This window comes from Demequina sp. (assembly GCF_016278765.1).
GTDB lineage: Bacteria > Actinomycetota > Actinomycetes > Actinomycetales > Demequinaceae > Demequina.
This window is the reverse complement of sequence record NZ_JADQBE010000040.1, coordinates 18305-44318: the sequence shown is the minus strand read 5'-3', so window position 1 is coordinate 44318 and position 26014 is coordinate 18305. Positions and strand designations below refer to the sequence as shown.

22 protein-coding genes and 1 tRNA gene are annotated in these 26014 nt (G+C 67.9%); 8 read left to right on the top strand and 15 right to left on the bottom strand.

Annotation, left to right across the window (positions count from 1 at the left end; genetic code table 11):
* From dop to QZZ29_RS07565, 4 genes are read right to left on the bottom strand one after another with little or no spacing between them, the layout of a single operon-like run.
* A complete protein-coding gene (gene dop, locus QZZ29_RS07580) occupies positions 1-1551 on the bottom strand; it encodes a depupylase/deamidase Dop (protein ID WP_291382385.1) in 1551 nt (516 codons plus the stop codon).
* Positions 1551-2957, bottom strand: coding sequence for a proteasome ATPase (arc, locus tag QZZ29_RS07575; protein ID WP_291382384.1), 1407 nt, complete (start codon positions 2955-2957; stop codon positions 1551-1553). The genes dop and arc overlap by 1 nt, the downstream gene beginning before the upstream one ends.
* Positions 2950-3942 carry a tRNA (adenine-N1)-methyltransferase gene (locus tag QZZ29_RS07570; RefSeq protein ID WP_291382383.1) on the bottom strand — a complete coding sequence of 331 codons (993 nt, stop codon included), beginning with the start codon at positions 3940-3942 and terminating at the stop codon, positions 2950-2952. Before QZZ29_RS07570 ends, arc begins: the two co-directional genes overlap by 8 nt.
* Before the next feature lie 18 nt (positions 3943-3960).
* The gene (locus QZZ29_RS07565; RefSeq protein ID WP_291382382.1) at positions 3961-5064 is read right to left on the bottom strand and encodes a site-2 protease family protein; all 1104 of its coding nucleotides are present in this window, start codon (positions 5062-5064) and stop codon (positions 3961-3963) included.
* A 54-nt stretch (positions 5065-5118) separates the two neighbouring features.
* Between QZZ29_RS07565 and QZZ29_RS07560 the strand changes: the two genes are divergently transcribed.
* Positions 5119-5964: a PD-(D/E)XK nuclease family protein gene (locus QZZ29_RS07560; RefSeq protein WP_291382381.1), complete on the top strand. Its 846-nt coding sequence runs from the start codon at positions 5119-5121 to the stop codon at positions 5962-5964.
* Here the strand turns inward: QZZ29_RS07560 and QZZ29_RS07555 are convergent.
* A complete protein-coding gene (locus QZZ29_RS07555) occupies positions 5961-6644 on the bottom strand; it encodes an HAD family phosphatase (RefSeq protein WP_291382380.1) in 684 nt (227 codons plus the stop codon). The two genes, QZZ29_RS07560 and QZZ29_RS07555, sit on opposite strands and share 4 nt — an antisense overlap.
* Before the next feature lie 24 nt (positions 6645-6668).
* Here QZZ29_RS07555 and QZZ29_RS07550 point away from each other — a divergent pair, with 24 nt between their 5' ends.
* Positions 6669-7535: a PAC2 family protein gene (locus QZZ29_RS07550; protein WP_291382379.1), complete on the top strand. Its 867-nt coding sequence runs from the start codon at positions 6669-6671 to the stop codon at positions 7533-7535.
* A 33-nt stretch (positions 7536-7568) separates the two neighbouring features.
* Here the strand turns inward: QZZ29_RS07550 and QZZ29_RS07545 are convergent, their stop codons facing one another.
* A complete protein-coding gene (locus QZZ29_RS07545; RefSeq protein WP_291382378.1) occupies positions 7569-8429 on the bottom strand; it encodes an undecaprenyl-diphosphate phosphatase in 861 nt (286 codons plus the stop codon).
* A 65-nt stretch (positions 8430-8494) separates the two neighbouring features.
* Between QZZ29_RS07545 and QZZ29_RS07540 the strand changes: the two genes are divergently transcribed.
* Entirely contained in the window at positions 8495-9457 is a 963-nt protein-coding gene (locus tag QZZ29_RS07540; protein WP_291382377.1) for an aldo/keto reductase, read from the top strand.
* A gap of 33 nt (positions 9458-9490) precedes the next feature.
* Here QZZ29_RS07540 and QZZ29_RS07535 read toward each other — a convergent pair whose 3' ends face one another.
* On the bottom strand, positions 9491-9844 hold the full coding sequence (locus QZZ29_RS07535) for a primosomal protein (protein WP_291382376.1): 354 nt from the start codon (positions 9842-9844) through the stop codon (positions 9491-9493).
* A gap of 43 nt (positions 9845-9887) precedes the next feature.
* Between QZZ29_RS07535 and QZZ29_RS07530 the strand changes: the two genes are divergently transcribed.
* Positions 9888-10145 (top strand): DUF5703 family protein, encoded by a 258-nt coding sequence (locus tag QZZ29_RS07530; protein ID WP_291382375.1) that lies wholly within the window; start codon positions 9888-9890, stop codon positions 10143-10145.
* Positions 10146-10161: 16 nt separating this feature from the next.
* Here QZZ29_RS07530 and QZZ29_RS07525 read toward each other — a convergent pair whose 3' ends face one another.
* The 3 genes from QZZ29_RS07525 to QZZ29_RS07515 all read right to left on the bottom strand — a co-directional run bounded on the left by QZZ29_RS07525 (position 10162) and on the right by QZZ29_RS07515 (position 13110).
* A complete protein-coding gene (locus QZZ29_RS07525; protein WP_291382374.1) occupies positions 10162-11460 on the bottom strand; it encodes a M20/M25/M40 family metallo-hydrolase in 1299 nt (432 codons plus the stop codon).
* An 84-nt stretch (positions 11461-11544) separates the two neighbouring features.
* The gene (locus QZZ29_RS07520; RefSeq protein ID WP_291382373.1) at positions 11545-12954 is read right to left on the bottom strand and encodes a glycosyltransferase family 39 protein; all 1410 of its coding nucleotides are present in this window, start codon (positions 12952-12954) and stop codon (positions 11545-11547) included.
* A gap of 72 nt (positions 12955-13026) precedes the next feature.
* Positions 13027-13110: transfer RNA gene (locus QZZ29_RS07515), tRNA-Leu, on the bottom strand.
* Positions 13111-13326: 216 nt separating this feature from the next.
* Here QZZ29_RS07515 and QZZ29_RS07510 point away from each other — a divergent pair.
* Both QZZ29_RS07510 and QZZ29_RS07505 read left to right on the top strand, forming a co-directional pair.
* Positions 13327-14106, top strand: coding sequence for a hypothetical protein (locus QZZ29_RS07510; RefSeq protein WP_291382372.1), 780 nt, complete (start codon positions 13327-13329; stop codon positions 14104-14106).
* A gap of 29 nt (positions 14107-14135) precedes the next feature.
* A complete protein-coding gene (locus QZZ29_RS07505) occupies positions 14136-16355 on the top strand; it encodes a sodium-translocating pyrophosphatase (protein WP_291382371.1) in 2220 nt (739 codons plus the stop codon).
* A 21-nt stretch (positions 16356-16376) separates the two neighbouring features.
* Here QZZ29_RS07505 and QZZ29_RS07500 read toward each other — a convergent pair whose 3' ends face one another.
* Genes QZZ29_RS07500 through QZZ29_RS07490 form a run of 3 tightly spaced genes read right to left on the bottom strand, consistent with a single transcriptional unit; the run spans position 16377 to position 22400 of the window.
* Positions 16377-19955 (bottom strand): error-prone DNA polymerase, encoded by a 3579-nt coding sequence (locus QZZ29_RS07500; RefSeq protein ID WP_291382370.1) that lies wholly within the window; start codon positions 19953-19955, stop codon positions 16377-16379.
* 43 nt (positions 19956-19998) lie between these two features.
* Positions 19999-21702, bottom strand: coding sequence for a DNA polymerase Y family protein (locus tag QZZ29_RS07495; RefSeq protein ID WP_291382369.1), 1704 nt, complete (start codon positions 21700-21702; stop codon positions 19999-20001).
* Positions 21699-22400 (bottom strand): hypothetical protein, encoded by a 702-nt coding sequence (locus QZZ29_RS07490; RefSeq protein ID WP_291382368.1) that lies wholly within the window; start codon positions 22398-22400, stop codon positions 21699-21701. Before QZZ29_RS07490 ends, QZZ29_RS07495 begins: the two co-directional genes overlap by 4 nt.
* Positions 22401-22581: 181 nt before the next feature.
* On the opposite strand from QZZ29_RS07490, the gene QZZ29_RS07485 reads away from it, so the two are divergent.
* Positions 22582-23022, top strand: coding sequence for an RbsD/FucU domain-containing protein (locus QZZ29_RS07485; protein ID WP_291382367.1), 441 nt, complete (start codon positions 22582-22584; stop codon positions 23020-23022).
* 40 nt (positions 23023-23062) lie between these two features.
* The gene (locus QZZ29_RS07480; RefSeq protein WP_291382366.1) at positions 23063-23980 is read left to right on the top strand and encodes a ribokinase; all 918 of its coding nucleotides are present in this window, start codon (positions 23063-23065) and stop codon (positions 23978-23980) included.
* Here the strand turns inward: QZZ29_RS07480 and QZZ29_RS07475 are convergent.
* Positions 23940-24830 carry an RNA methyltransferase gene (locus tag QZZ29_RS07475; RefSeq protein WP_291382365.1) on the bottom strand — a complete coding sequence of 297 codons (891 nt, stop codon included), beginning with the start codon at positions 24828-24830 and terminating at the stop codon, positions 23940-23942. The two genes, QZZ29_RS07480 and QZZ29_RS07475, sit on opposite strands and share 41 nt — an antisense overlap.
* Positions 24831-24940: 110 nt before the next feature.
* Positions 24941-26011, bottom strand: coding sequence for an SPFH domain-containing protein (locus tag QZZ29_RS07470; protein ID WP_366479241.1), 1071 nt, complete (start codon positions 26009-26011; stop codon positions 24941-24943).
* Positions 26012-26014 lie beyond the last annotated feature (3 nt).

The window sequence follows — 26014 nt, the reverse complement described above, 5'->3', positions numbered from 1 at the left end:
CTAGTCGCGCGTGGGTGTGTGTGCGGGCCCCGCCTCGGCAAGCAAGGTGTCCACGAGGTGGTGACTGGTGACGAGCGGGTCGGGCAACGTGAGGACCTCGAGGTGGCCGTGTTCGGAGTCTCTGTCCAACACGATCGTCGACCAGCTGGCGGCGTCCACGACATCGCCGCGCTGGCTCACCATGCGACCCCTCAGCCACGCACGGGTCGTCGAGGGCGGCGTGGTCATCGCACGTTCGATGTCGGCATCGGACACGATGCGCTCCACGGCGCCCGCCGCACTGAGCCGCGCGGCCAGACCCGTGCCGAGTTCGCTCCACTGCAGATCCGCCGCCTGCAGGCGATCGTCGTCCCAATCCGGGAGGATCATCGTGCCGTCGGCGTCGAGCACCGCATACCGCTCGCGCATGCGCCCGAGCAGCTGCAGCTTGGCCACCCACTCAACGTCACGCGCGGCCTCGAACGGGTTCCGCCCGAGCGCGTCGATGACGCGTTCCCAGCGATCGATGACGCGCGCATCGGCCTCGTCACTGACGTAGTCGCGAGCGATCGTCACGAGTGCCCGCTGAATCTCCAAGGCCGTCGCGGACTCACCGGACGCGAGGCGCATCCGGTAGCGCAGCGCCAGATCGCGGGACACGGCGCTCACCTCCGCCACGGGGTCGGCAAGCTCGAGAACGTCGAGCCGCTCGTCCCCCGCCTCGACCGCCGACAGGACCAACGACGTCGTGCCAACCTTCAGGAAGGTGGGAACCTCCATGGAGTTCGCGTCGCCAACGATGATGTGCAGGCGACGCCACCTGCGGCGATCCGCATGCGGCTCATCGCGGGTGTTGACGATCGGCCTGCGCAGCGTCGTCTCGAGCCCCACTTCTGCCTCGATGTAGTCCGCGCGCTGGGAGATCTGGAACCCCGCCTGTTGGCCAAATTGGCCGAGACCCACGCGACCCGCACCCACCACCACCTGACGGCTCACCAAGTGCGGGGTGAGCCTGCGCGCGAGGTCATCAAAGTCGACCGAGCGCTGTACCAGGTAATTCTCGTGCGTCCCATACGAGGCGCCCTTGCCATCGACGTTGTTCTTGTACAGCGCCACGTCGTCGCCGTCCGCGCGCATCTGCGCGGCCGCCGCCGCGCTGATACGGTCTCCCGCGACGTCCCACACCACCGCATCGTGCGCGCTCGTCACCTCGGGACCGGAGTATTCCGGATGAGCATGGTCGACATAGAAGCGCGCGCCGTTCGCGAGCACCGCGTTCACGTGGGCCGGGTCCTCCCACGAACCGCGCCGCCTGCGCAACGTGACGCCCCGGTTTGCTTCGGAATACTCGGGGCTATCGGTGAGCAGGTCGGCCGTCGCATAGCGACGTTCCCTGCGCATCCCGCGGAGGTCCATCAGCGGGTCCTCTCCGCCGTAGTCCCACCTCGTCGCGGAATTGCCCGACCACACGCGGCACGCCTGGACAAGTCGCGAACTCAGCAGAATCGGGTTGGCTCCCGGATTCCCCGGGTCGGTGATGCCGTACTCCGTCTCGATCCCGACAACGCGCATCAGTACTCGCCGAACTCCCGCGCAGCTACCGAGCGCGCCTCCCGGAGCTCTTGATCGGATGCGGCAAGCAGATGCGCCGTCGACAGGCCCTTGTCTCCGCCGCCGACGTGATGCTTGATCGCACGGGTCTTGGCGCGGTCCACCACGTTGCGCAGGAGCGCGCCGGACATGTAGCTTGCCGAGGCCTCGTCGTGAAACAGGCTGGCGACCGATGCGGAGATCATGGTGGCGATCGTGGCGCTCCGGTCGCCCCCGTGCGCTGCCACCTCGCCCGCGTCCAAGGGCAACTCCGCCGTCAGATACTTGGAAAGAATATCCCTCGAGGCCGCGGCGTCGGGCCGCGAGATCTCGATCTTGACGTCGAGCCGACCCGGGCGAAGGATCGCCGGATCGATCATGTCCTCACGGTTGGAGGCGCCGATCACGATGACGTTGCCGAGATCCTCGACGCCGTCAAGTTCGGTCAGCAGCTGCGGAACGATCGTGGTCTCCATATCGGAGCTCACGCCCGATCCGCGAGCGCGGAACAACGCATCCATCTCGTCAAAGAAGATGACGACGGGTGCCCCGGAGTGCGCCTTGGCGCGGGCTCGCTCGAAGATGGTGCGAATGTAGCGCTCCGTCTCGCCCACGTACTTGTTGAGCAGCTCCGGACCCTTGACGGACAGGAAGTAGCTGCGGTCCGAGCCGGTCGCCTCGCCAAGCGAGTGCGCCACTGCCTTCGCGATGAGCGTCTTTCCGCAACCGGGAGGGCCGTACAGCAGCATCCCCTTGGGTGGCTTGAGCGAGTGCTCGCGATACAGCTCGGGGTACCTCAGCGGCAGCTCGATGGCGTCCCGGATGCGCTCGATCTGGTCACCCAACCCGCCGATCACCGAGTAGTCGACGTCAGGAACCTCCTCGAGCAGCAGCGCCTCGACCCCGGTGCGCTCCACCTTCTGCGACGCGAAACCGGTACGGGGGTCGATGATGACGGTGTCGCCCTCGTGCACCCGCGCGGCGGCGTCGCCGCCCATGAGGATGACCACACGCTCATCCTCACCCCGAGACACGACGAGCACGCGGTCGTCGTCGATGACCTCGCGGACGATGGCCGCCTGGCCCGCTCTCTCGGGTTGGGCGGTCCCCACAATCACGCTCATGGCGTTCAAGAGGACCTCGTCGCCGGAGGCGAGGCCCTCCGCCGCAACGGGAAGAACTGCCACACGCATGCGTCGGCCGTTAGAGACGATGTCGGCGTTCTTGCCCGCCCATTGCACAAAGGTCGCGAACGTCTGCGGGGGCGCCGACACCTCGGCCAACGTGGCGCGCATCTCGCCCAAGTGGTCGCGCGCCACCTCCAGCAGCCGCTGCAGTTCGCCGTTGCGCTTCTCCAGCGCGGCGATGGTGTCCTCAGTGTCAGCCACCGTCATCCCTCTCCTGTCCTTGTGCACGCTTGGTGACGTCGCGCCTCACCTTGCGCACCTTCTTGTCCGACACGGGGCGCTCCCCGAGGTCTTCGGGCGACCAGTCATCCGTCGGCGCGGGCGTGCCCTGGGGTCTGCGATGCCGGATCGGCGCCTCCACCCCCGGCGCCATGCGACGCGAGGCCAGCAGGAAACCGGTGTGCCCGACCATGCGGTGGTCAGGCCGCACCGCCAGCCCCTCAAGGTGCCACGTCCTTGCCATCGTCTCCCAAGCGCGCGGCTCCGTGAAATCGCCCGTGCCCTTGAGGTCCTCTGCCAGGCGGGATAGTTGCGTGGTGGTAGCGACGTACGCGAGGAACACGCCGCCGGGCGCGAGGGCGTGAGCCGCTGCTTCAAGGTTTTCCCAGGGCGCCAACATGTCGAGCACCACCCGGTCGACGCTACCTTGAGGCAGCGCACGAGCGTGCTCGTCGAAGTCGCCGATGCGAATGTCCCACGCCGGGTGGGGCGCGCCAAAGAACGATTCGACATTGGCGCGCGCGATGTCGGCAAAGTCCTCGCGGCGCTCGATCGACAGCAGCGAGCCTTGGTCTCCCACCGCTCTCAGCAGCGACATGCTCAGCGCACCGGAGCCGACGCCCGCCTCGACAACCCGCGCGCCCGGGTACACATCGGCGTAGTGAACGATCTGCGCGGCGTCCTTGGGATACACCACGGCCGCGCCACGCGGCATCGACATCACAAAGTCGCTCAGCAGCGGACGCAACACCACGTAGTCGATGCCCGCGGTGTTGCGGATCACCGTTCCCTCGGCGCAGCCGAGGATGTCGTCGTGCTTGAAATAGCCACGATGCGTGTGGAACGTGGCCCCTTCGGCCAGCACGATCGTGTGATGCCGGCCCTTGGGATCGGTGAGCTGGACACGGTCGCCGACGCGCAACGCGCCGCGCCGCTCAGCGGCGCCCACAGGGGCTGGGAGGGTCATGCGCGTCAGTCTACGGGCCTACTTCAGGGCCGCGAGGACGTCAACTAGCCTCACAATCCCCACCACAGCCTTGCCGTCGCGCACCACCCACACGTCCGATTTTCCCCACCATTCACGCAGCGCCGGAATCATGACATCCGATGCGGCTCCCGCCGGAATCTCGGAACCGCGAGGAACCGGGGTCGTGACCGACTGCAGGGACGTCGTCAGGCGCGCCGACTCGGGAACGGCCTGCGCCTGCTCCACCGGGAACCTGCCTGCGGGGGCATCGTCTGCTCCCAAGACGACCACCTCCTCCACTCCCGCGGTCGCCGCCGCGCCGAGTGCCTCGTGCACCGAATAGGTGTACGGCACGGCGACGGCGGCCCGCATGAGCCCGGCCACGTCCACGCCGTCTCGACGGAGCATCGTCGACGAGAACGCCAAAGCCGCCGATGCCGCTGGCCACAGGATCGAGAACACAAGGACGGCGATGACGACGCTGGTCAGGGAGGGCCGGCCGCCACTGAGGAGCGGACCTGCGATGGAGTACACGACGACGCCGACGGCGACGACGCGCCCGCCCCACGCCGCAACGACCGTGCCGCGATTGCGGTTGCGGGTGATCGCCCACACGACTGACTCGAGAACCCGCCCGCCGTCCATCGGGATGCCCGGCAGCAGATTGAACACCGCAAGGAGCACGTTGGCCCAGGCCACATACGACACGACGGCGCCGGCCACCCCGCCAAGCTGCGTGAATGCCATCGTGGCGCTCGCCGCCCCAGCGATGACCAGGTTCATGGCCGGTCCCGCCGCGGCGGTCACGCCGTTGACGGTGGGTGTCATGTCGTGCGATTCGAAACTCGTGTGGCCGCCCCACAAGGTGAGCACGATCTCCTTGACGGTGCGGCCAAAGGACCGTGCGGCGATCGCGTGGGCGAACTCGTGCAAGAGCACGGAGCCCATGAGCGCGACGGCTAGAAGCACCCCGATCGACAGCGTGCTCGCAGTCGTCTCCCCTGAGGCGGAGGCGAAAACGTAGGACAGGAGCGCGAGCATGAGCAGGGTGCTCGGTTGGACGATCACCTGCGCGCCAAGCACACGGCCCACCACGAGCCCGCGCGTACGTCGCTCTTCCATGGGATCACGCTAGTCGCTCCCGGCGGTGTCGGACTCCGGTTCTACGCTTGACCCATGTCGAGCACCCCTGGTCTGTCCCCGTCGCGCGCCAACGACTTCGCACAATGCCCTCACCTGTACAGGCTTCGCGTCATCGACCGGGTGCCGGAACCACCCCAGCGCGCCACGTCCCTGGGAACGCTGGTGCACTTGGTGCTCGAACGCCTCTTTGACATCCCTGCCGCCGGGCGCGACGCTGACGCGGCGCGTGCGCTGCTCGAGCCCGCGTGGGATGACCTGGTCGCCGATCTGCCCGAACTGGCCGATCTCGTGGCGGACGCGGCCGAGCGCGCCCAGTTCTTTGACGATGCCCGTGCCCGCCTGGGCACGTACTTCATCGTGGAGAATCCGGCGCGCCTGGAACCCCACGGCCGTGAGGTCAGGCTTGAGTCGTCGCTTGACGGGGGCCCCGCCATTCGCGGGGTGATCGACAGGATCGATAAGGCGCCCGACGGCGCGCTCCGGATCATCGACTACAAGTCGGGCAAGACACCCAGTTCACGGTACGGCGAGCAGGCAGACTTCCAGATGAAGTTCTATGCGCTGCTGGTGGAGCGCACCGAAGGCACGAGGCCCGCGCTCATGCGGCTCCTGTACCTCCGCGACGGCGGCGTCAAGGAGCTGGTGCCCACCGAGGCCGACATTGCCGCCGTGGAGGCGAAGGTCCGCTCGACGTGGACCGCCATCACCGGGCACGCGGCGGCGGGCACTTTTCCCACGTCGCCCTCGCGACTGTGCGCGTGGTGCTCATTCCAGGCACTTTGCCCCGAGTTCGGCGGGACTCCTCCCCCGTTGAACCCCGATGCTGTCGAACGCGCGACCGGAGTTCGTCCCGACCCGACCGCCCCGGGCCCCGCCTAGTTCGCGGCGAAGTCGTCTCGCACGTGGCCCGCGAAGAATCGGGCGACGCCGTCAAGGTCCACACCATCGAGACTGGTCAAGCGGGACACTCCGGGCAGGAACGGTAGCGGGACGTGACGCCTCACCGCCAGCGTCACCGCGCCCGCTGCGTGGGCGCTGCGCATTCCAGCGGGAGAGTCCTCGATCGCGACACACCGAGATGCGTCCACGCCAAGCCGCCGTGCCGCCGTCAGGTAGGCCTCCGGATCAGGCTTGCCGTGGCGCACCTGGTCTCCGGTCACCACCGCCGTGAAGACGTCGCCAGCCTCCGCCATGAACGCCTCCACGAGGGAGCCCATGGACATGGTCACCAGCGCGCAGGGCACTCCAGCGGCTACCACCGCGTCCAACAATGGGCGAGCGTCGGTAAGCCATGGCATGTGTGCCCTCGCCTTGGCGCTGACGTGCGTCAACATCATCGACACGATCTCGTCTTGCTGAAGGCGAACCCCTCGGTCGATGAGAGCCTTCGCGGTGGCGTCGAGCGGGTTTCCCACCAGGCCGAGGCCGTCCGCGTCGGTCCATTCGAAGCCAGATTGGTGGGCAATCTCTCGCTGGGCCGCTATCCAGTAGTACTCGGTGTCGATCAGCGTTCCGTCCATGTCCCACAGAACGGCGTCGGGAAGTGCAAGTGTGGTCACGGGATATGAGTTTAGGCTGGGTAGATGAGTGAGCAGCCACCGGTGTCCCCAGGACCGCCACGCGAGTCGATCATGGTCGCCGCGTTTGAGGGGTGGAACGACGCGGGAAGCGCCGCTTCCCACGCGATCGATCACGTCGCGGACGTATGGAACGCCCAGGAGTACGGGGCGATCGATCCTGAAGACTTCCACGATTTCCAGGTGAGCAGGCCCACCGTGTCGCGGCTTGCAGACGGGGAGAAGGTCATCTCCTGGCCCGGAACACTGGTGTCCACGTGCGCGGGCGTCTCGACGCCTGATCGTCGGGTTTCCTTGGTGCGAGGAATCGAGCCCTCGATGCGGTGGCGGCAGTTCTGCGGTGAGCTTCTCGACTTCGCAGAGGACCTCGAGGTGAGCACGCTCATCACGTGCGGCGCCTTGCTCATTGACGTTCCGCACACGCGACCCTTTCCCACCTTTGTCTCCTCCGAAAGCGAGCATGCGAGGCGGTTGTGGGGCCTGGAGCGTTCGGACTACGAGGGACCTACCGGAATCCTGGGCGTGCTGGGGCATGACGCAGAGTTGCGCGGCATCACGGTGCTATCGATGTGGGTGGGCGTGCCCCACTACGTGGCACATCCGCCGAACCCCAAGGCGACCCTGGCGCTGCTTGGCCAGATCGAGAAGCTGGTGGGCGCTCCCATTGATCTGGGCGACCTGCCCGACGAGGCCGGCGCGTGGGCCCGGGGTGCGGACGAACTTGCGGAAGACGACAACGAGATCGGCGAGCACGTGCGCCAACTGGAGTCCCTCATGGACGAGGCGAGCCTTCCGGAGGCCTCGGGCGAGGCCATTGCTGCCGAATTCGAGCAGTTTCTGCGTCGGCGCGAAGGCGGCCCCGGAAAGCAGTAGCGGCCGACGAGACGCTGGGTACACCCGTGAGCGTCAGGTCGCCGCGATCGCCCCCGTGACGAGCAACGCCACAATCACCACGGCGAATACGAGCCGGTACACGACGAACGGCATGAACGATCTGGTGGTGAGCATCCGCAAGAACCACACGATCACCGAATAGCCGATGACGAAGGACACCGCGGTGGCAATGATGGTCGCCACCACGCCCGGACCGCCCGCCACGGTCAGGTCGCCATGACTTGTCGCCAACTCAAAGAACGCGGAACCGACCACCGCCGGGATGGCAAGCAGGAACGAATACCGGGCGGCCGCCTGGCGTGTGAGACCCAGCCAGCGGCCCATCGTGATGGTTCCCCCTGAGCGTGACACGCCGGGAATCAGGGCGGCCGCTTGAGCGAGGCCGAGCAAGACGGCGTCGCGTCCGCGCATGGTGTCGAGTTCACGCCTCGCAGGGCGCACGTGGTCAACCCAGCCCAAGATCACACCAAAGACGGCGAGCACGGTCGCGGTGATGTAGAGATTTCTTACGCTTGACTCGATCGCGTCCTTGAAGAGCACGCCGAGCGCCACCACGGGGATCGAGCCGATGATGACCCACCACCCCAAACGCGCGTCGGCGTTCTTTGCGCCGAACCGGGCAGACCGTTCTCGACCGTCGCTGCCGCGCAGTGCCCTCACCCACGCCGTGATGATGCGGGCGATGTCGTGCCGGAAGTACAGCAGCACTGCCGCCTCTGTCCCCAACTGGATGATCGCGGTGAAGGCGGCGCCTGGATCCCCTCCGTGCGGAAGCAGCGGCCCTATCACTCGGATATGCGCTGACGAGGAAATCGGGAGAAATTCTGTGAGGCCTTGCACCAGGCCGAGGACCGCAGCTTCCCACCAACTCATGCCGCCCAGATTACTTCCCGCGCGCCGCGCCCAAGACCAGGGTGCGCCCCGGTAGGTTCACTCGCATGCAGACCAGACGTCTCGGGGCACGAGGTGCCGAGGTCTCGCGCCTCGCGCTCGGGACGATGACGTGGTCGCGCGACACCTCCAGGGATGAGGCCGGCCGGCTGCTCGGCGCGTTTCTCGACGGCGGGGGAACGCTGATCGACACGGCGGCGACGTATGCGGACGGGGGGTCCGAATCGGTCATCGGGTCCTTGCTCGACGGCGGGTTCTCGCGCGAGGACATCCAGATCTGCACCAAGGCCGGGGTGCGTCGCACGCCTGAAGGTGGCGTGATCGACGCCTCCCGCGGGGCACTCCTCGACACCCTTGACGCCTCGCTCGCGCGGTTGCAGACCGATCACGTGGACGTGTGGCTGGTCCACGCGTTCGATCCGGTGACGCCCCTCGAGGAGACAATGCACGCGCTTGAGGTGGCGCTGACGACCGGCAAGGCGCGCCAGGTGGGCCTGTCCAATTTCCCGGGGTGGGCGATGGCACGGGCGGCCTCCTTGGCCCGAGACGCCGCCGCGCCCGCCGCCGCCCAGGTCGAATACTCCCTGTTAGAGCGGGGTATCGAACGCGAAGTCTTGCCGGCGGCTCGCGCCCTGGGAATGGGGATTCTTGCATGGTCGCCGCTTGGGCGTGGGGTTCTGACCGGCAAGTACGCGCACGCCATTCCGGCCGACTCGCGCGCGGCCTCTGACCATCTGGCCGGGTTTGTCGAGCCCTACCTGACTGCGCGCGGAGCGTCGGTGGTGACGGCGCTCATGACCGCGGCCGAGGGCCTCGGGCGCTCCGCTCACGAAGTTGCGCTCGCGTGGGTGAGGGACGCGCCGGGCGTTGCGTCGGCGATCGTCGGCGCCCGCACCGCCGAGCAACTGGAACCGAGCCTCGCCGCGGAAGACTTGGTGCTTCCGGAGCCGATTCGCACCGCGCTCGATGACGTGACCGCACCCGAATTCGGGTATCCGGAACGACGGTAAGGCGATGACTCCACGGCGACCGTGCGCGGCGAACTACCGAAGGTCGAACGCCTCGATGTCGTCGTCCATCTCGTCCTCGTTCTCCACCGCGTGTCCGTCGATCCCCTCGGGCTCAAGATCCTCGGGATCGTCCTCGTCATCCTCGTCGTCGTCCTCGGGATCGTCGTCGTCATACGACTCGTTGAGGTCGTCATCGAGCACCAGCGGGAGCGACTCGCCGAACGCGGAATCAAGTGCGTCCTCATACCGTTCAAAGGCTTCGGCTACCGCATCGAAAGCGTCGTCCACCGCAGCGTCGTCCGCGCTACGGCGTGCGATCACCGCCTCGAGGTGGGCCTCGAGCGCGCCGGTCAGTTGTCGCAGGGCCTCACGAGAATTGGTGCTCATAGGCATGACGTTACCCCTCTCACGGGGTTAGATGGGAGACAAGATGACCGACTCAGCCCGCTTGACCTCCGGCCACGTCATCAACCCACGCCTGGAGAGACGTCCGACGCGTTCGCATACCCAATGGCGAGTTGTCGACATTGCGCCCAATATCACGCGCCACGAGACCGCTCAATTGCTGTCGGAGCAGGCCGAATACGGTCGCTGGGAGTTGGCCCGCACCGTGATCTTCGTGGGTGGCGCTCGACGTGTGTGGCTGCGCAGGCGGACCATGCACGTCCAGCGCACGGACGCCGCGTAGCGCAACCAGCGGGACCTCAGCAGTCGAGGAGGAACTGCTCCACGACGTTGGCGCCCACCTCGAGGCTCTCGATTGGCACGCGCTCATCGATGCCGTGAAAGAGCGACGAGAAATCGAGGTCGGCCGGAAGTTTGAGCGGTGCGAAGCCATAGCCGACGATGCCAAGCGCGGCCAGGTGCTTGTTGTCCGAGCCGCCCATCATCATGTACGGCAACACCGCGGCGTCGGGATCCTCGGTATGAAGCGCCGCGATCATCTTGTCGACCAGCGGGGTGTCGAACGAGTACTCCATCGCGCGCTGTGTGATGTACTGCTCGACCTTGACATGGGTGCCTGCAAGCTCCTCGATCGTCCGTAGCACCTGCTCCTCTTGACCGGGCAGGAACCTCGTGTCCACATAGCCGCCCGCGACATCCGGGATCACGTTGACCTTGTAACCGGCGTCGAGCATGGACGGGTTGGACGTATTGCGCACAGAGGCCTCGATCATCCGGCTCACCGGCCCCATGCCCGCAATGATCTGGGAGACGCGCTCCTCGGTCGGCTCGTAGTCGATGTCCAGCAGTTCGGCGGCCCCACGCAACAGGTGCTCCACGGTCGGAGAGACGTCGAGCGGCCAACGGTGGTCGGCGATGCGCGACATCGCCCCAGCAAGATGCGCCACCGCGTTGTCGTGATGCACCAAGCTGCCGTGGCCCTGCACGCCGGAGGCGGCCAGTTTGAGCCACTGGATGCCCTTCTCGGCGGTCTGGATGAGGTAGGTGCGCTTGCCCGCGATCTGGATCGAGAAGCCGCCAACCTCGCTCACCGCCTCCGTGGCGCCCCGGAAATCGTCAGGATGGTTTTCCACCATCCACCGCGCTCCACGCCGCCCGCCGTGTTCCTCGTCGGCAAAGAAGGCGATCACGATGTCGCGAGCGGGCTTGCGACCGGTTGCGATGAGACGTCTGACGGCCTCCAGGTACATCGCGTCGACGCCCTTCATGTCGACGGCGCCCCTGCCCCAGATCATCCCGTCGATGACATCGGCCGCAAAGGGGTCCACCGACCAGTCGTCCTTGAATGCGGGAACCACGTCAAGGTGACCGTGAAGGACGAGCGGCGGCCGGGTCCGATCGGAGCCCTCCCACAGGGCGGTCAGGCTCGCACGTGTCGGTTCGGACTCACGAATGACCGGATCCAGGCCGAGGTCCGACAGGAAGGTGGCGACGTATTCGGCCGCGACGCGTTCCCCCGGGCCCGGGTCATCGCCAAAGTTGGATGTGTCGATGCGCATCAGGTCTTGGGCGAGGGACGTCACGGAAACTTCTGCCATCCGGCCAGGCTACCGCCGCGCCCACGGCCTCACTGCCGCACCGCCGCGCCGCCGCGCCGCCGCGCCGCCGCACCGCCGGACAACCTATTGGGGCATGCGCTGGAGTCCCACGGCGATCACCACGCTGACAACAACGAGCCCTGCAACCGTCATCACGTAGATCGAGCGCCGGTATCCCGCCTTGGTCGCAGCCATCACCAGGCACGCGACCGCCCCCGGCACCAACGCCATGCCATAGCGACCGGTCGGGTTGGGAAAATACTGAGGCACCGCGGTGTTGCCGTACGCCTGAACTTGCACTGCCAACGGGTACAGCACGGCGCCCACACCGAGCAACCACCCGAGGGATCGCCGCGCGGGCTCCTTCACAAAGGCGACCACGATCGCGAACAACGCGCCGATGACGAGGACATTGAGCAGGCGCGTCCAGGTCACCAGGAGCGCAATGTTGAGCGGCGGCTGAATGTAATAGTCCGAGGCTAGGTTGAACCCGACAAACAGCGTCTCGATCCATTCGGAACCGGGCAAACCCACGACGTCCCGGGTATTGATTCCTACAAGCGGGTTCTGCCAGTTCGGATCTCCGCGCCCCGCCTGAACGAACTGCCACACGAGGTAGGGAATGACGATCGCGACGGCCATCACGGCGGGTAGCAGCACGTCAGTGCGGGTGAACCGCCGCGGGCCCCTGTCCCGCATCGCCCGTGCGATCACCAGCACGGCGAGGGCAATGAACGGAACGGTCGTGATGTACTTCGTGAGGCCCACGAGCCCCGTGAGTACGGCCGGCAATACCCAGTCCTCGGATCTCTCGAGGAATAGCCGTGCCGCAAGCCACAGGGCGAGCGCTCCCGCGAGTGTGGAGACGGCGTCGGGATTGATCGTGGTCGACGCGTGCAGCACCCGCGGAAACGAGATCAGGAGCAGCGGGGCCACGATCGCCACCGCAGGATCAACGCGCCATCGTCGCAGTGCCACGAACAGCATGAACATCCCGCCGGCAAGCCACGGAATACCACTCAGCCGTGCCGCCTCGACAAAGTTCAACGGCGTAACGGCCGCCACCATCCGGGCGGGAAATCCGACCATGGCGTAGTACAGCGGCGGATGCGAGTAGTTGTAGTTCTCACCCTCGTACGGGAAGCGCCAAGCGGGCGCGGACGTGCCACAATCCGGCAGGGTGTACCGCTCCTGGCCCATGCACGCCCAGAGGTCACGAATCTCCGGGGCGATCTCAGACCCCTTCGCGGGGATCTGGAAATGGGCAATCTGGTAGGCCCAGTCGGCGTGCATCGGCTCGTCGATTCTCGACATCGCCTTCCCACCGCCAAAGATCACCGGGACCACCACAGCCATCGCGATCAGCGTGTAGGCAGCCGCCACGATCGCGCGACTTCGGGCGGAATCGTCGAAGGATGACGCGCGACGCTCCAACGCCTCAACCAAGCGTCCGGGCCACCCAAGCTTGGGGTGCAGGTGGACGTCGGGTGCCATCGTCCTCCAGGCATCATGTGCGTGTCGCGAAAGCCGCGAGTCCCGCCGCGGCGAAGGTCGTTCGGGTGTCGGTGTCCGAGGGGGGACTTGAACCCCCACGCCCGTTAGGGCACTAGCACCTCAAGCTAGCGCGTCTGCCAATTCCGCCACCCGGACGAGTGGACTTGGGCTCCCTGAGGGCGCTCAAGCGCGACGGCAATGCTAGCACGCCGACGTCTCGATTCGGCACGCGCCCGGCGCCCTCCGTTGCTGCCAGGGAATGCGCACACGCCGCACCTCAACTCGCGGGGCTGCAGGGACCAATGGCCCCGCGCGCGTGCCCCCGCTATCGCTACGGTCAAAGAGGTCGTCAATGTCGACGGGAGCCACACCATGACCACGTACGTGTACTTGTCTCTCATCCCCGAAGCTCTTATTGCCTCGATGCTTCCGCCGGACGACTTTGGCCTCTACTACGCGATCGGATCCGCCAAGCGGTCGCGCGGCCAGGCCATCTTCTTCTCCGTGGACCGCAACAAGCTCTCAGGAGACGATTTCCCGTTGGCAAACGTGGACACCAGATGTGTGGCCCACTCCGACGGGCGGCCCAAGAGCTCGCTGTACCTGTCGATCTACCGCGTTCTCGAGCGGGTGCCCCGGGAAGCGTTGACTGCGCTCCACCTCGCCACCGACGACGGCCGCGTGCTCACGGTCGAGCCGAAGCAGTTCGTCCCAGACGGCGAAGACAGGGCTCACCTCTACCAGGAATTTTGCCCCGTGACCCCGCGCATCGTGTCGCACCTCAACCCGGCGGAATTTGCTGAATTCATCACCCGCGCCGAGCGCGACGTGCATGTGCCGCGCATCGCATTCGCCGAACTCACTCTGGGCAACCTCAAGAACGACCCCGACCACCATGACATCGACAACCTGCCCTACCCGAACATCGGCCACTTGCGTGACTGCCTGCGTGAACTGTCCAAGGCGCCGCACAAGGCCTCCAAGACGGTGCTGCGTCAAATGACTCAAGAGGTCCTTTTCCGCACCATCCGCAACGGCGTGTTCGTGGGAGACCCCACCGGCATCAGTGCGTTCCCGTTGCCGAGCCGGGACGCGCTCGAACGCGAGTACCGCGCATGGTGGCGCTCCGCACAATCCACTTTCGGCCACTAGGTCATTCCGCCCACACGAAAGGCTCACTGATGCCCGTCTGGTTCTGGCTGGTTCCTATCGCATCGATCGTTGCCCTCGGCTCCGCGTACGGCTTCTTCAGGCAGATGATGAAGGAGTCCGAAGGCACCGACACGATGGCGAAGATCGCCGCGCACGTTCGGGCGGGAGCGATCGCGTATCTCAAGCAGCAGTACAAGGTGGTCGGCACGGTGCTCGTGTCGTTGACGCTCGTGTTCTGCGTGCTTGCGTACGTGCTCCACATGCAGAACCCGTGGGTGCCCTTCGCGTTCCTCACCGGCGGACTGTTCTCCGGCCTCGCCGGGTTCATCGGCATGCGCACCGCCACCTACGCGTCCGCCCGCACCGCGAACGCCGCGCGCCACTCCCTCAACCGCGGCCTTCGGGTTGCGTTCCGTTCCGGCGCGGTCATGGGACTCACCGTGGTGGGTCTTGGCCTGCTCGACATCGCAATCTGGTTCCTGGTCCTGACGCGCTTCTACGGCACGGACGACGCTCACCAGGTGGTGGTGATCACCACCACGATGCTGACGTTCGGCATGGGCGCCGCCGTCCAGTCCCTGTTTGCCCGCGTGGGCGGCGGGATCTTCACCAAGGCGGCCGACGTGGGCGCCGACCTTGTCGGCAAGATCGAGGCGGGCATCCCGGAGGATGACCCGCGCAACCCGGCCACGATCGCCGACAACGTGGGCGACAACGTGGGCGACGTCGCCGGCATGGGCGCCGACCTGTACGAGTCCTACGTGGGCGTCATTCTGGCGTCCGCAGCCCTGGGGGCGGCCGCCTACATGGCCTCGGGTGCTGAGATTCAAATCAAGGCGGTGATCGCGCCCATGGTGATCGGGGCACTCGGCACCCTGCTGTCCGTCATCGGAGTGTTCTTTGTGAGTACCAAGGAGGGCTCCACCGCCAAACAGCTGCTCGCCTCTCTGGGGCGCGGGGTCAACGGTGCGGCCGTCATGATCGGTGTGGCGTCACTTGGGGTGCTCGCCGCGATGGGCATGCCCAACCTGTGGGGGCTGTGGCTGGCACTGATCACTGGCCTGCTCACGGGAATCACGATTGGGCGAGCGGCCGAGTACTTCACGTCGCAGGGATACTCCCCCACCAAACGGATTGCAACCGCCTCGAAGACCGGGCCCGCCACCGTCATCATCGGCGGCATCGGCGAGGGCATGATGTCGGTTGCCATCCCGGTACTCGCGGTCGTCTCCGGAATCGGTCTGGCCTACTTCTTCGGCTCCGGCTACTCGTTCAGCACCGACACCATGAGTCTTGGCCTGTACGGCATCGGCATGGCGGCGGTGGGCATGCTGTCGACGCTTGGCATCACGCTCGCGACCGACGCCTACGGCCCCATCGCGGACAACGCGGGCGGCAACGCGGAGATGAGCGGCCTGCCACCCGAGGTGCGCGAACGCACGGATGCGCTTGACTCCCTTGGCAACACGACCGCCGCGACGGGCAAGGGGTTCGCCATCGGCTCCGCAGCCCTCACCGGCATCGCGCTCCTTGCCTCGTACATCGAAGAGGTCAAGATTGCCATCTCGCGCGTGCTCGAAGGTGGCGCCGACTACACGTTCCCCAATGGCTCCACGCTCTTGGCGAGCGCGACAGACACGCTGCAATCTCTCAGCCTCATGGACATGATGACGCGCTACGAAGTGGTGCTCGTCAATCCGAAGGTCATCATCGGCATGTTCTGCGGAGCGATGCTGGCGTTCGTCTTCTCGGGCATCACCATGAAGGCCGTGGGCCGCGCGGCGGGCCTGATGGTCGACGAGGTGCGCCGGCAGTTCCGAGAGATCCCCGGCATCATGAGCGGCGAGTCCGAGCCCGACTACGCGCGGTGCGTCTCGATCTCCACCAAGGCCGCACAGCACGAAATGATGCTACCCTCGATCCTCGCGATCGCGGCGCCGGTGGTCATCGGTCTGATCTTCGGCGTGCCCGGCGTGCTGGGACTTCTTGCGGGCGCCGGAGCTACCGGGTTCTCGCTGTCGATGTTCATGGCCAACGCCGGCGGGGCGTGGGACAACGCCAAGAAGTACATCGAGGAGGGCCACCACGGAGGCAAGGGCTCCGAGGCGCACAAGGCCGCCGTCATCGGTGACACGGTGGGCGACCCGTTCAAGGACACGTCGGGGCCGGGACTGAACATCCTTGTCAAGCTGATGTCGATGGAGGCCATCGTCATCGCCGGTGTGGCCGTGGCGGTGCACCTGGTCTAGGCGGCCTGGGCGAAGTCGCGGCTATTGGAAGTCCCTGCTCTTGGCGGGGACCTTCAGGCTGAGCGGCGCCAGATGCTCGGCCACCAGGTTGGTGGCGCCGTCGGCACGCTCGATGCGGCCTCGGATCACGAGCGCGGGTGCACGCCTGGCGACGGCTTGAAAGCGCCTCCACACCCCTTGCGAGCAGATGACGTTGAGGAAGCCGGTCTCGTCCTCAAGCGAGATGAACGTGACCCCCTTGGCGGTGCCGGGGCGCTGGCGATGGGTCACCACGCCAGCCACGCTCACGCGCCGCTCGGCCTCGTGTGCCAGGACTCCCGCGACCGTGAGCACGCCGCCCCGCTCCAGACCCTCCCGCACGAACACCGTGGGGTAAGTGTCGACCGACACCCCATGGGCCCACACATCGGCCACGGCCTCCTCGACGGCAGACATGCCGGGCAGGGTGGGGGCCTGAACTCCCGGAACGACGCCGGGCAAGGTGTCCGGGCCTTCGAGGGCAAGCACTCCTGCGGCCCATAGCCCTTCACGGCGCGTCACGCCCAGGGTCTCGAGCGCGCCGGACGTGGCGAGCGCCTCCCACTGCGCCTTGCTGAGCGGCTTGGCGCCGACGTCGGCAATCGAGGGGACGGTTAGCCCTTGCTTCTGATCCCTGTCCGGCGTTCCGCCGCCCGGCGAGGCACTGTCCGGCGAGGCACTGTCCGGCGAGGCACTGTCCGGCGAGGCACTGTCCCGCTCTCCCCTAAGGCGATGGGCGCCGGACGCCCCGCTCGCGGCGTCGACGGCCTGACAGTGAGCTCGCAGTACCGCCCCTGTGAAGCCGCCGGGCCGCACCCGCACCCGCCTGGCCATGTCAGACAACGAGGTGAAGGGGCCCTCCGCGCGCGCGTCGACGATCGCCTGCGCGGCGTCGTCCCCCAAACCGCGCACCGCAGCCAGGCCCATCCGCACGGCCAGGTGGCGGTCCACCTTCACCAACGCTGTCATGTCGGCACGCGCCTCGTTGGGAGTCTCGAACGGGGTGTCCAGCCTCTCCACCAGCGCGAGCACCTCGGAGCGCGCCACGCATGGTCGCAGCACCACCTGACCGTGACGCCTAGCGTCGGCCGTGAGCGACTGCGGGCTGTAGAAGCCCATGGGTTGGGCGGCCAGCAGCCCCGCATAGAACGCGGCCGGCTTGTGGACCTTGAGCCAGCTCGACGCGTAGACCAGGTACGCGAACGAGAACGAGTGGGACTCCGGGAAGCCGAAGTCGGCGAAGGCCTTGAGCTTGTCAAAGATCTGATGCGCCACGTCGGCCGTGATGCCGCGCTCGTGAGCGCCCACCATGAAGCGTGCGCGCAACGCCTCCATCCGCTCAGGGCTGCGCTTGGAGCCCATGGCGCGGCGTAGTTGATCCGCGAGCGAGCCGTCAAAGCCCCCACAGTCCATCGCCATCTGCATGAGCTGCTCCTGAAACAGCGGCACTCCGAGCGTCTTGCCCAGCGACTTCTCCAGCAGCGGGTGCAGGTAGGTCACTTCCTCGCGCCCGCGCGCCCGGTTGATGTAAGGGTGCACGGAGCCGCCCTGGATGGGCCCGGGGCGGATGAGCGCGACCTCCACCACGATGTCGTAGAACGTGCGGGGCTGCAGGCGCGGCAGCGTGGCCATCTGTGCACGCGACTCCACCTGGAAGACCCCCACGGTGTCGGCCGCGCACAGCAGGTCGTACACGGCCGGATCCTCTTGAGGCAATGCGTGCAGTCCCAGGCCCTCGCGTTCGGTGTCCCACACGTAGTGGAACGCGTATTTGAGCGCCGACAGCATGCCCAGGCCCAGCAGGTCGAACTTCACGAGCCCGGCATCGGCGCAGTCGTCCTTGTCCCACTGGAGCACGGTGCGCCCGGGCATGCGCGCCCACTCCACCGGGCACACGTCAATCACGGGCCGGTCGCACAGCACCATGCCGCCGGGGTGGATGCCGAGGTGCCGGGGCAGACGCAGGAACCGCTCCGCGAGGTCCACCACCGGCTCCGGGATGTGGTCGAGCGGCTGCACGGGTTGCGGCTCGGGCCACATGGCGTCGCGCTGCGTGGCCGCCCACGCCGCCTCCGCCTCCTGATCGGTGCGCAGGGTCGACCACCGGTCGATCGACTTGGACCACGCGTCTTGCTGCCCGACGTCGTAGCCCAGGGCCTTGGCGGCGTCCCGGACCGCAGACCGGGGGCGGTATTGAATGACGTTGGCCACCATCGCGGCGTTGATGCGCCCAAAGCGCTGAAACACGTACTGGATGACCTCCTCGCGGCGGTCGGACTCGATGTCCACGTCGATGTCGGGCGGTCCGTCCCGCTCGGGAGCCAGGAAGCGCTCGAACAGCAGCCCGTGCGTCACGGCGTCCACGGCTGTCACTCCCAGCGCGAAGCACACGGCGGAGTTCGCGGCCGAGCCGCGGCCCTGGCACAGGATGTCCGCGCGCCGACAGAAGTTCACGATGTCATGCACGATGAGGAAGTAGCCGGGAAAGTCGAGCGCCTCGATCACCGCGAGTTCGTGCTCGATCTGCTTCCATGCCCCCGGAATCCGTTCGGCATCGGGCGGGCCGTACCGTTCACGCGCGCCGCGATACGTGAGTTCGCGCAGCCAGGTGGCCTCCGTGTGACCCTCGGGCACGGGATACGGCGGGAGTTGAGGCGCCACCAGGTGCAGGTCGAAGGCGGCCTCCGCACCCAGCCGGGACGCCGTGGTGACGGCCTGCGGATGGCGCCGATGCCGAAACAGCATCTCCCCCGCGCTACGCAGGTGCGCCCCGGGGCTTCCCGGCAGCCAGCCGTCCATGTCGTCCAGCGACGAGCGCGCCCGTACCGCCGCGAGGGCGGCGGCCAGATCCGCATCGCGCGGGGTCGCGTAGTGAGCGTTGGTGGTCGCGACGAGCGGAAGCCCCGCGTCGAAGGCGAGGTCCGCGAGGGCATCGTTGATCTCGGAGTCGTGCGGCTGCCCGGTGTCGGTGATCTCGACGGCCACCCCCTCGCGGCCGAACAGCGCGGTCAGCCTGTCCAACTCGGCCCGCGCCGCCGCGAAGCCCTGGCTGGTCACTCCCCTGGCATGGGCGTCGGACCCCACTCCGGGCACCCCGATGCCCGCGAGTGCGCGCCGCACCACGCCCTTGCGGCAGCCCGTGAGCACCAGGAACTGCCCGTCGCCCGCCTCGGCGATCCCCTCCAGCGTGTAGTGCGCCAGACCCTTTTCGCCGGCGGCCAGGTGCGCCATGCCGATGGCCCGGGAGAGCCGCGCATACCCGCCCGCGCCGCGCGCGAGCACCACCAGGTGGGTCCCGCGCGGATCGGGGGTGCCGGTGGGCGCGTCCAGCACGGGGGCTCCCGCCTTGCCGTCGGGCGCGGACAGGTGCAGTTCCGCGCCAAAGATGCTGGGCAGGCCCACCGCGCGGGCGGCATTCGCGAAGCGCACCACCCCGTACAGGCCGTCGTGATCGGTCAGGGCCATCGCGGACAGTCCCAGGCGCCCGGCCTCGGCGGCCATCTCCTCCGGCTGGCTCGCTCCATCCAGAAAGCTGAAGGCGCTGTGGGCGTGCAGTTCCGCATAGTCGACGCACTCCGTCATCGCCGCACCTCAGTCATCGCCGCACCTCAGTCATCGCCGCACCTCAGTCATAGACGGCCTCCAGCATCCAGCGCCCCTCGTGAAGCGCGACCAACAGCGCGGCCTCGGCCTGGCCGTCTTCCCCGCGCATCGCCAACTGCAGGAAGGCGCGCCGGGACGCGTCCCCCGACCACCACCTCTCCACGATCGGCCACGGTCCGGCCCACGCCTCCACGGGCAGGGGCGACGTCCACACGGGTCCGTCATCGCCTCCCACATGACCAGACGACGGGTGCCGATGCGCCGCGCGCGCCACCCTGTCGCGCGGGTCGGCCTGCAGGCGCACCCAGGTGGGCGGGGCGCTCACGGCGAGCCGACTGTCTACCCGCACGGGGCTTCCGCCGGCATCGAGCACGTGAACCTCGAGCGGCACGGGAAGCACCGTCGCCGGCGCGGGATCGGGGATGCGGCCGGGCCACGGGTGGCTGACCCGCCGGGGCGGCTCGCCCTCTTGACCCCACGCGAGCGCATGCACCCGGTCGCGCGGCGTGCGGCCGCCTTGCTCCGCCACGGCGAGCACGCCTTCAGCGCCCAACAGTCCCTGGACTCTTTCCAGTGCACGATGCGCCCTGGCGTCGGCCCCGGACGTGCCACCCCACAAAAACGACTGTTCGGATCCGAGCGGCACCACGTCCTCGGCCGTGAGCATCAGCGCCGTGAGCGGCGCGGGTTGCGGCCCTGTGGCGGTGCCGGACAGCCAGCCGTCAAGCTGCCAGCGCACCCTGTCCGCCATGTGCTTGGAGAACGCCCCCGAGCGGGCCCCCACATCCGTGCGCCACACCCTCACCAGCTCGTCTCCCGTCACGGTGCGGGCGCCGATGCGCACGCGGGAGCAGCGCGAGGCGGCGGCCAGCAGGGCGGCGTCGAGCTGTTCGGCCACGTGACTGGCCACCAGGGCGAGCTGTTCGACCCTTTCGGCGGGGTCCTCGAACACATACTCGACGCCGATGTCGCCCTCGGCGCGCCTCAGCACGGGAGGGGCCACGTCCTCGCCCCTGGCCATGCGCTGCGCCCACGCGCCCACATGCCCAAAGCGGGCCACCACGTCGGCCGTGGGAAGCGCGGTGAAGTCTCCCAAGGCGGTCAGCCCCAGGCGCGTCAGCACGCTGACCAGGTCCTCCACTTCGGCGCGCTGGGTGCGCTCCATGGCGGCGTGCACCAAGGTGTCCACGGGCAGGGGCGCCAGGAAGTCGTGGGACTGGCCTGGCTCGATCAGCGCGTTCGCCCTGGCGGCCATCACGGCGGCCAGCAGTCCGTCGGCGATGCCCACGGCGGACTCGCAGCCCGCGTCTTCCGCCACGCGCGTCACGAGCGCCTCCGCGAGCGCCTCCTCGGAGCCGTGAAAGCGCGCGGCGCCCTGTGAGGGGATCATCAGCAGTCCGGGACGCGAGATCTCGACGCCCGCGACCACCTGTTCCGCCGCGGCGGCGACGGCCTCGAATTCACGGGCGTCCCGGCCCTCGTCGTGGGACAGGATGGCGATCTCCGGGCACGCCCGCTGGGCCAGGCGCTTGCGCATCCCCCGCCGCACTCCGGCTGCCCGGGCCGCCGCGGAGACGGCGAGCATCCCCCTGCCGTGCAGCACCGCGGCGGGGGCATCGGCGCCCAGTCCCACCTGCGCCATGGCTGCGACCACGGGCCAATCGGGCACCCACAGGACCACGCGGCGCACGGTGGCCACTCTGGCGTCGTGCAATGGGGCGGTCATGCGGCACCCGTGCCAAGCGCTCTGTCCTCCACCACGGTGCGCCCGGTGGGCTCACGGGATCCCACCCGCTGGTCATCCACATCGAGGGTGAGCACCACGCGCCGGGTGGACCCCGCCGAGCGGCCCGCGATCGCCACGGTCACATCCCGCTCGCGCAGCCTCCCCTCACCGGATCCCAGGCCTCTCCACCGCACCCTTTCCACCGTCAGCGCCACGTGCGCGCCCGGCCAGGGGCCCGCGACCACCATCACGCAGCCACGCTCCCTGGCGCGAGCGGCGAGGCGGCGGCGATCGGCATCGGACAGGGCGACCCCCTGCCCCACCATCACGATGTCCATGCCGTCCAGACACACGCTCAACGTGGCGGGCGCCTGCGCCCCCGGGTACGGGATGAGCGCCAGCCGATTGAGGTCCATCCCCCTGCGCGCGGCCGCAAGCACGCCCACGTTCGGCATGCCCACCATGGCCGTCCAGGCGCCCTCGCGTGACGCCCGGCTGGCGAGTGCCAGCATGAGGGACGTGGAACCCTCCACGGCCACCACCTGACCCCGCGGCAGCCCTCGCGGCAACACTGGGGCGAGCGCCTCATCGAGCGCGAGTGCCGGACCCTCCGCCGCCTTGCGGTCGGCCCCCATGCGCGACTCGACGGCGCTCAGGGCGGCGCGGGCGGCGGCCAGGCGCGTCCCTTGAGTCTCCACGGTCGCCTCCCGAGCGGTCGCCTACGGGGCGGCGGACCAACCCGCACGCCATTCGAACATGTGTTCGATTCTGCCATGAATGGCGGACATGCGCGAGCGGATGGCGACCTCAATCGCGGCAAGTCGGGCACTACAGGGATAATGAGAGTGATAGGCAGCGACGCGGTCAAGGGAGGCACACATGCTTAAAGGCATCGACCCGGTTCTGAGCGGGGAACTTCTGCACATCCTCGATGACATGGGCCACGGGGATCAGCTCCTCCTGGTCGATCGCAACTACCCGGCGTCGGCGGCGGGCAAACCCGTGGTGAGACTGGGGGCCATCGGCGTGGAACGCGCGGCGCAGGCAATCCTCAGCGTCATGCCGTTAGACACGTTCCTTGAGCACCCGCTGGAGCGCATGGAGGTCGACGGTGACCCCTCGATCGTCGCGCCCGTGCAGTCGAAGGTCCTCGACGTCGCGAACGCCCACCATCCGCAGCCGCTGGAGTTCGGCGTCGTCCCGCGGATGTCGTTCTACGAGCGGGCGAAGGGTGTCTTCGCCGTGGTGCACACGTTGGAGGATCAGCCCTACGGGTGCTTCATTCTCCACAAGGGCGTCATCTTCCCCGACGCCTCGTAGCCGCCGCCCCTCAGCGTCAGTAGCCATGAAGGAGTCACGAATGAACGGCAATCCGACCAGCGAGCCTGGCTCCAGCGCCTCCCCGCTCATCGTCCTTGGCACTGTCAACCGCGATCACGTCGTCTTTGTCGAACGCCACCCCCTTCCCGGCGAGACCCTGCTGGGCCATTCGTATGAGACGGGGACGGGCGGCAAGGGATCCAACCAGGCCGTCGCCGCGGCGCGCGCCGGCGCCTCGGTGACGTTCGTCTCCGCCGTCGGCGACGACTCGGCGGGTCGGGACATGTTGGAGGACCTGAAGGCGAAGGGCGTCGATGTCTCTCAGGTGGCGACCATCGACAACATGGCGAGCGGCATTGCGCTCATTGCGGTCTCGCGAGACGGCGAGAACACGATCATCGTCGACCCCGGTGCGAGCGCGAGGCTTGACCCGTCGACCGTAGGCGACACGCTTCTGCGCCTGGTAACCCCCGGCACCGTCCTTCTCACACAGCTCGAATTGCCGCTCCCCGTGGTGACCCAGGGTTGCCTCGCAGCGCACTCTGCGGGTGCGCGGATCGTCCTCAACCTGTCGCCGCTGCGGGAAGTTCCTGAGGACTTGCTCGCCGCGTGCGACCCCCTGATCGTCAACGCCGGCGAGGCCGAGGCCCTCTCCCACGCCTCATGCGACTCGGTTGAGGCGGCCCTCGCGGTGGCCGACGCTCTCGCGCAACGATGCCGATCAGTCGTCGTCACCTTGGGTGCCCGAGGGTCGGTGGTCGCGGACGCCAATGCCGCGCGGCACTTCCCCGCTCGCGAGGTGAAGGTCGTGGACACGACGGGAGCGGGCGACTCCTTTGCGGGGGCCCTCGCCGCGGCTCTCGTCGCCGGCGCCACGATTGACGACGCTGTGGAACGAGGAACGGACGCCAGCGCCCTCACAGTGCAGCACACCGGGGCGCAGCCTCCCGTTGCCTGAGGAGGGGGTCGGGCACGATCTCCTCGCCAGGCTTGTTAGGGCCCCCAGGACGGCCGCTCACCAACGCCCACACGGCCACCGCCGATGCCGCCGCCACGTTCAGCGAGTCCACCGCCCCCGCCATGGGGATCGTGACCACCTGATCCGCGGCGGCAAGCGCCCCCGACGTCAGCCCGTCGCCCTCCGTGCCCATGACGAGGGCGACCCGCTCGTGGCCGGCGACCGCAAAGTCCCCCAAGGACACCGCGTCGTCGGCCAGCGCCAGGGCGGCGACCATGAATCCGGCCTCGCGCAACTCCCCCAGGCCCTCGGGCCAGGGTTCGATACGCGTCCACGGCACCTGGAACACCGTGCCCATGGACACCTTGACGGAGCGCCGGTACAGCGGGTCGGCGCACGTGGGCGACACCAGGACGGCGTCGGCGCCCAGGCCGGCCGCCGAACGGAACGCCGCCCCCACGTTGGTGTGGTCCACGATGCCCTCGAGCACCACCACCAGGCGGGCGTCGCGCACCGTGTCGGCAACGGACGCAAGCTGGGGACGATGCATCGCGGCGAGGGCGCCGCGGTGGACGTCGTAGCCGGTCACGGACTCGAGCACCGCGGCGGGGGCAACGTAGATGGGGATATGGGAATCGACGAGCGACTCGACCGAGTCGAGCCAGTGCTCACTGACCAGAAGGGATCGCGGTCGATGCCCCGCAGCAAGCGCTCGCGCGATCACCTTCGCGCCCTCGGCCATGTACAGGCCCGTTGCCGGCTCCAGGCGACGCCTCAGCGCCACGTCGGTCAGGCTGCGATAGTCGGCGAGTCGGCCGTCCCCGGCATCGGCAACGTGAAGGACGGGCATGGCCTCATTGTCTCAGTCCGTGCCCGCCACGCCTTCCCGCGTCGCCACACAGGAGTCCGGACGCGACGAAGCCCCGACGCCGTGGCATCGGGGCTTCGCGTGAAGGAGCCCTATTGACCCTTCGAGGCGTTCGGGTCGAACGGACGCCCGGACTTTGTGCCCGCGTCCGTCGCGTCCGACGTCGCGTCCACGACCTCTTGCTTGGCCTGGCGCAGCGCCTCGGCCGGGTCCGTGAGCGCCGACGTCAGCTTGGTGCGGTGCTTGCCGCGATCCGGCGAGGCCGTGAGCGGCTCAGGTGCTTCCGCTCCGCCGAAAGCCGCGCTGACCGCCTTGAGCGCCCCCGTGAACTCGGTGGGGACAAACCACACCTTGTTGGAGTCGTTCTTGGCGATCTCGGGAAGCATCTGGAGGTACTGGTACGCCAGCAGCTTGGAATCGGCGTCACCCTCGTGGATGGCGTCGAATACCTGCAAGATGGCGCGCGACTCGCCCTCGGCACGCAGGATGCGGCCCTGGGCCTCGCCCTCCGCGGTCAGGATCGCGGACTGCTTGGCGCCTTCGGCCGTCAAGATCGCGGACTGCTTGACACCCTCGGCCGTCAAGATCGCGGCGCGGCGGTCACGCTCGGCGCGCATCTGCTTCTCCATGGAGTCCTTGATCGATGCGGGCGGCTCGATGGCCTTGAGCTCCACGCGGTTGACGCGAATGCCCCACTTGCCGGTCGCCTCGTCCAACACGCCGCGCAGCTGACCGTTGATCTGGTCACGCGACGTCAGCGTCTGCTCAAGGTCCATGGTGCCGACGATGTTACGCAGCGTGGTGGTGGTCAGCTGCTCCACACCCTGGATGTAGCTGGCGATCTCGTAGACCGCAGACTTGGGCTCCGTCACCTGGAAGTAGATGACCGAGTCGATGTCCACCACCAGGTTGTCCGAGGTGATGACGGATTGTGGGGGGAACGAGTAGACCATCTCGCGAAGGTCAACCTTGGCCCGCACCCGGTCGATGAACGGCACCATCAGGTGCAGCCCAGCTTCCATGGTGCGGCTGTAGCGGCCAAGACGCTCGACCAGGACGGCCTGCGTCTGGCGAACCACCATGATCGAACGCGCGATCGCGGAGATTACGAAGAGGGCGACAATGGCGAGGACGACCAGTCCTGCCAGTTGTGCCGCAGTCATACC

Coding starts and splice junctions, on each gene's coding strand:
- dop (WP_291382385.1), bottom strand. CDS start 1,551: ATGCGCGTTGTCGGGATCGAGACGGAGTACGGCATCACCGACCCGGGG.
- QZZ29_RS07570 (WP_291382383.1), bottom strand. CDS start 3,942: ATGACCCTCCCAGCCCCTGTGGGCGCCGCTGAGCGGCGCGGCGCGTTG.
- QZZ29_RS07565 (WP_291382382.1), bottom strand. CDS start 5,064: ATGGAAGAGCGACGTACGCGCGGGCTCGTGGTGGGCCGTGTGCTTGGC.
- QZZ29_RS07560 (WP_291382381.1), top strand. CDS start 5,119: ATGTCGAGCACCCCTGGTCTGTCCCCGTCGCGCGCCAACGACTTCGCA.
- QZZ29_RS07550 (WP_291382379.1), top strand. CDS start 6,669: ATGAGTGAGCAGCCACCGGTGTCCCCAGGACCGCCACGCGAGTCGATC.
- QZZ29_RS07545 (WP_291382378.1), bottom strand. CDS start 8,429: ATGAGTTGGTGGGAAGCTGCGGTCCTCGGCCTGGTGCAAGGCCTCACA.
- QZZ29_RS07540 (WP_291382377.1), top strand. CDS start 8,495: ATGCAGACCAGACGTCTCGGGGCACGAGGTGCCGAGGTCTCGCGCCTC.
- QZZ29_RS07535 (WP_291382376.1), bottom strand. CDS start 9,844: ATGAGCACCAATTCTCGTGAGGCCCTGCGACAACTGACCGGCGCGCTC.
- QZZ29_RS07530 (WP_291382375.1), top strand. CDS start 9,888: ATGACCGACTCAGCCCGCTTGACCTCCGGCCACGTCATCAACCCACGC.
- QZZ29_RS07525 (WP_291382374.1), bottom strand. CDS start 11,460: ATGGCAGAAGTTTCCGTGACGTCCCTCGCCCAAGACCTGATGCGCATC.
- QZZ29_RS07520 (WP_291382373.1), bottom strand. CDS start 12,954: ATGGCACCCGACGTCCACCTGCACCCCAAGCTTGGGTGGCCCGGACGC.
- QZZ29_RS07510 (WP_291382372.1), top strand. CDS start 13,327: ATGACCACGTACGTGTACTTGTCTCTCATCCCCGAAGCTCTTATTGCC.
- QZZ29_RS07505 (WP_291382371.1), top strand. CDS start 14,136: ATGCCCGTCTGGTTCTGGCTGGTTCCTATCGCATCGATCGTTGCCCTC.
- QZZ29_RS07500 (WP_291382370.1), bottom strand. CDS start 19,955: ATGACGGAGTGCGTCGACTATGCGGAACTGCACGCCCACAGCGCCTTC.
- QZZ29_RS07495 (WP_291382369.1), bottom strand. CDS start 21,702: ATGACCGCCCCATTGCACGACGCCAGAGTGGCCACCGTGCGCCGCGTG.
- QZZ29_RS07485 (WP_291382367.1), top strand. CDS start 22,582: ATGCTTAAAGGCATCGACCCGGTTCTGAGCGGGGAACTTCTGCACATC.
- QZZ29_RS07480 (WP_291382366.1), top strand. CDS start 23,063: ATGAACGGCAATCCGACCAGCGAGCCTGGCTCCAGCGCCTCCCCGCTC.
- QZZ29_RS07475 (WP_291382365.1), bottom strand. CDS start 24,830: ATGCCCGTCCTTCACGTTGCCGATGCCGGGGACGGCCGACTCGCCGAC.
- QZZ29_RS07470 (WP_366479241.1), bottom strand. CDS start 26,011: ATGACTGCGGCACAACTGGCAGGACTGGTCGTCCTCGCCATTGTCGCC.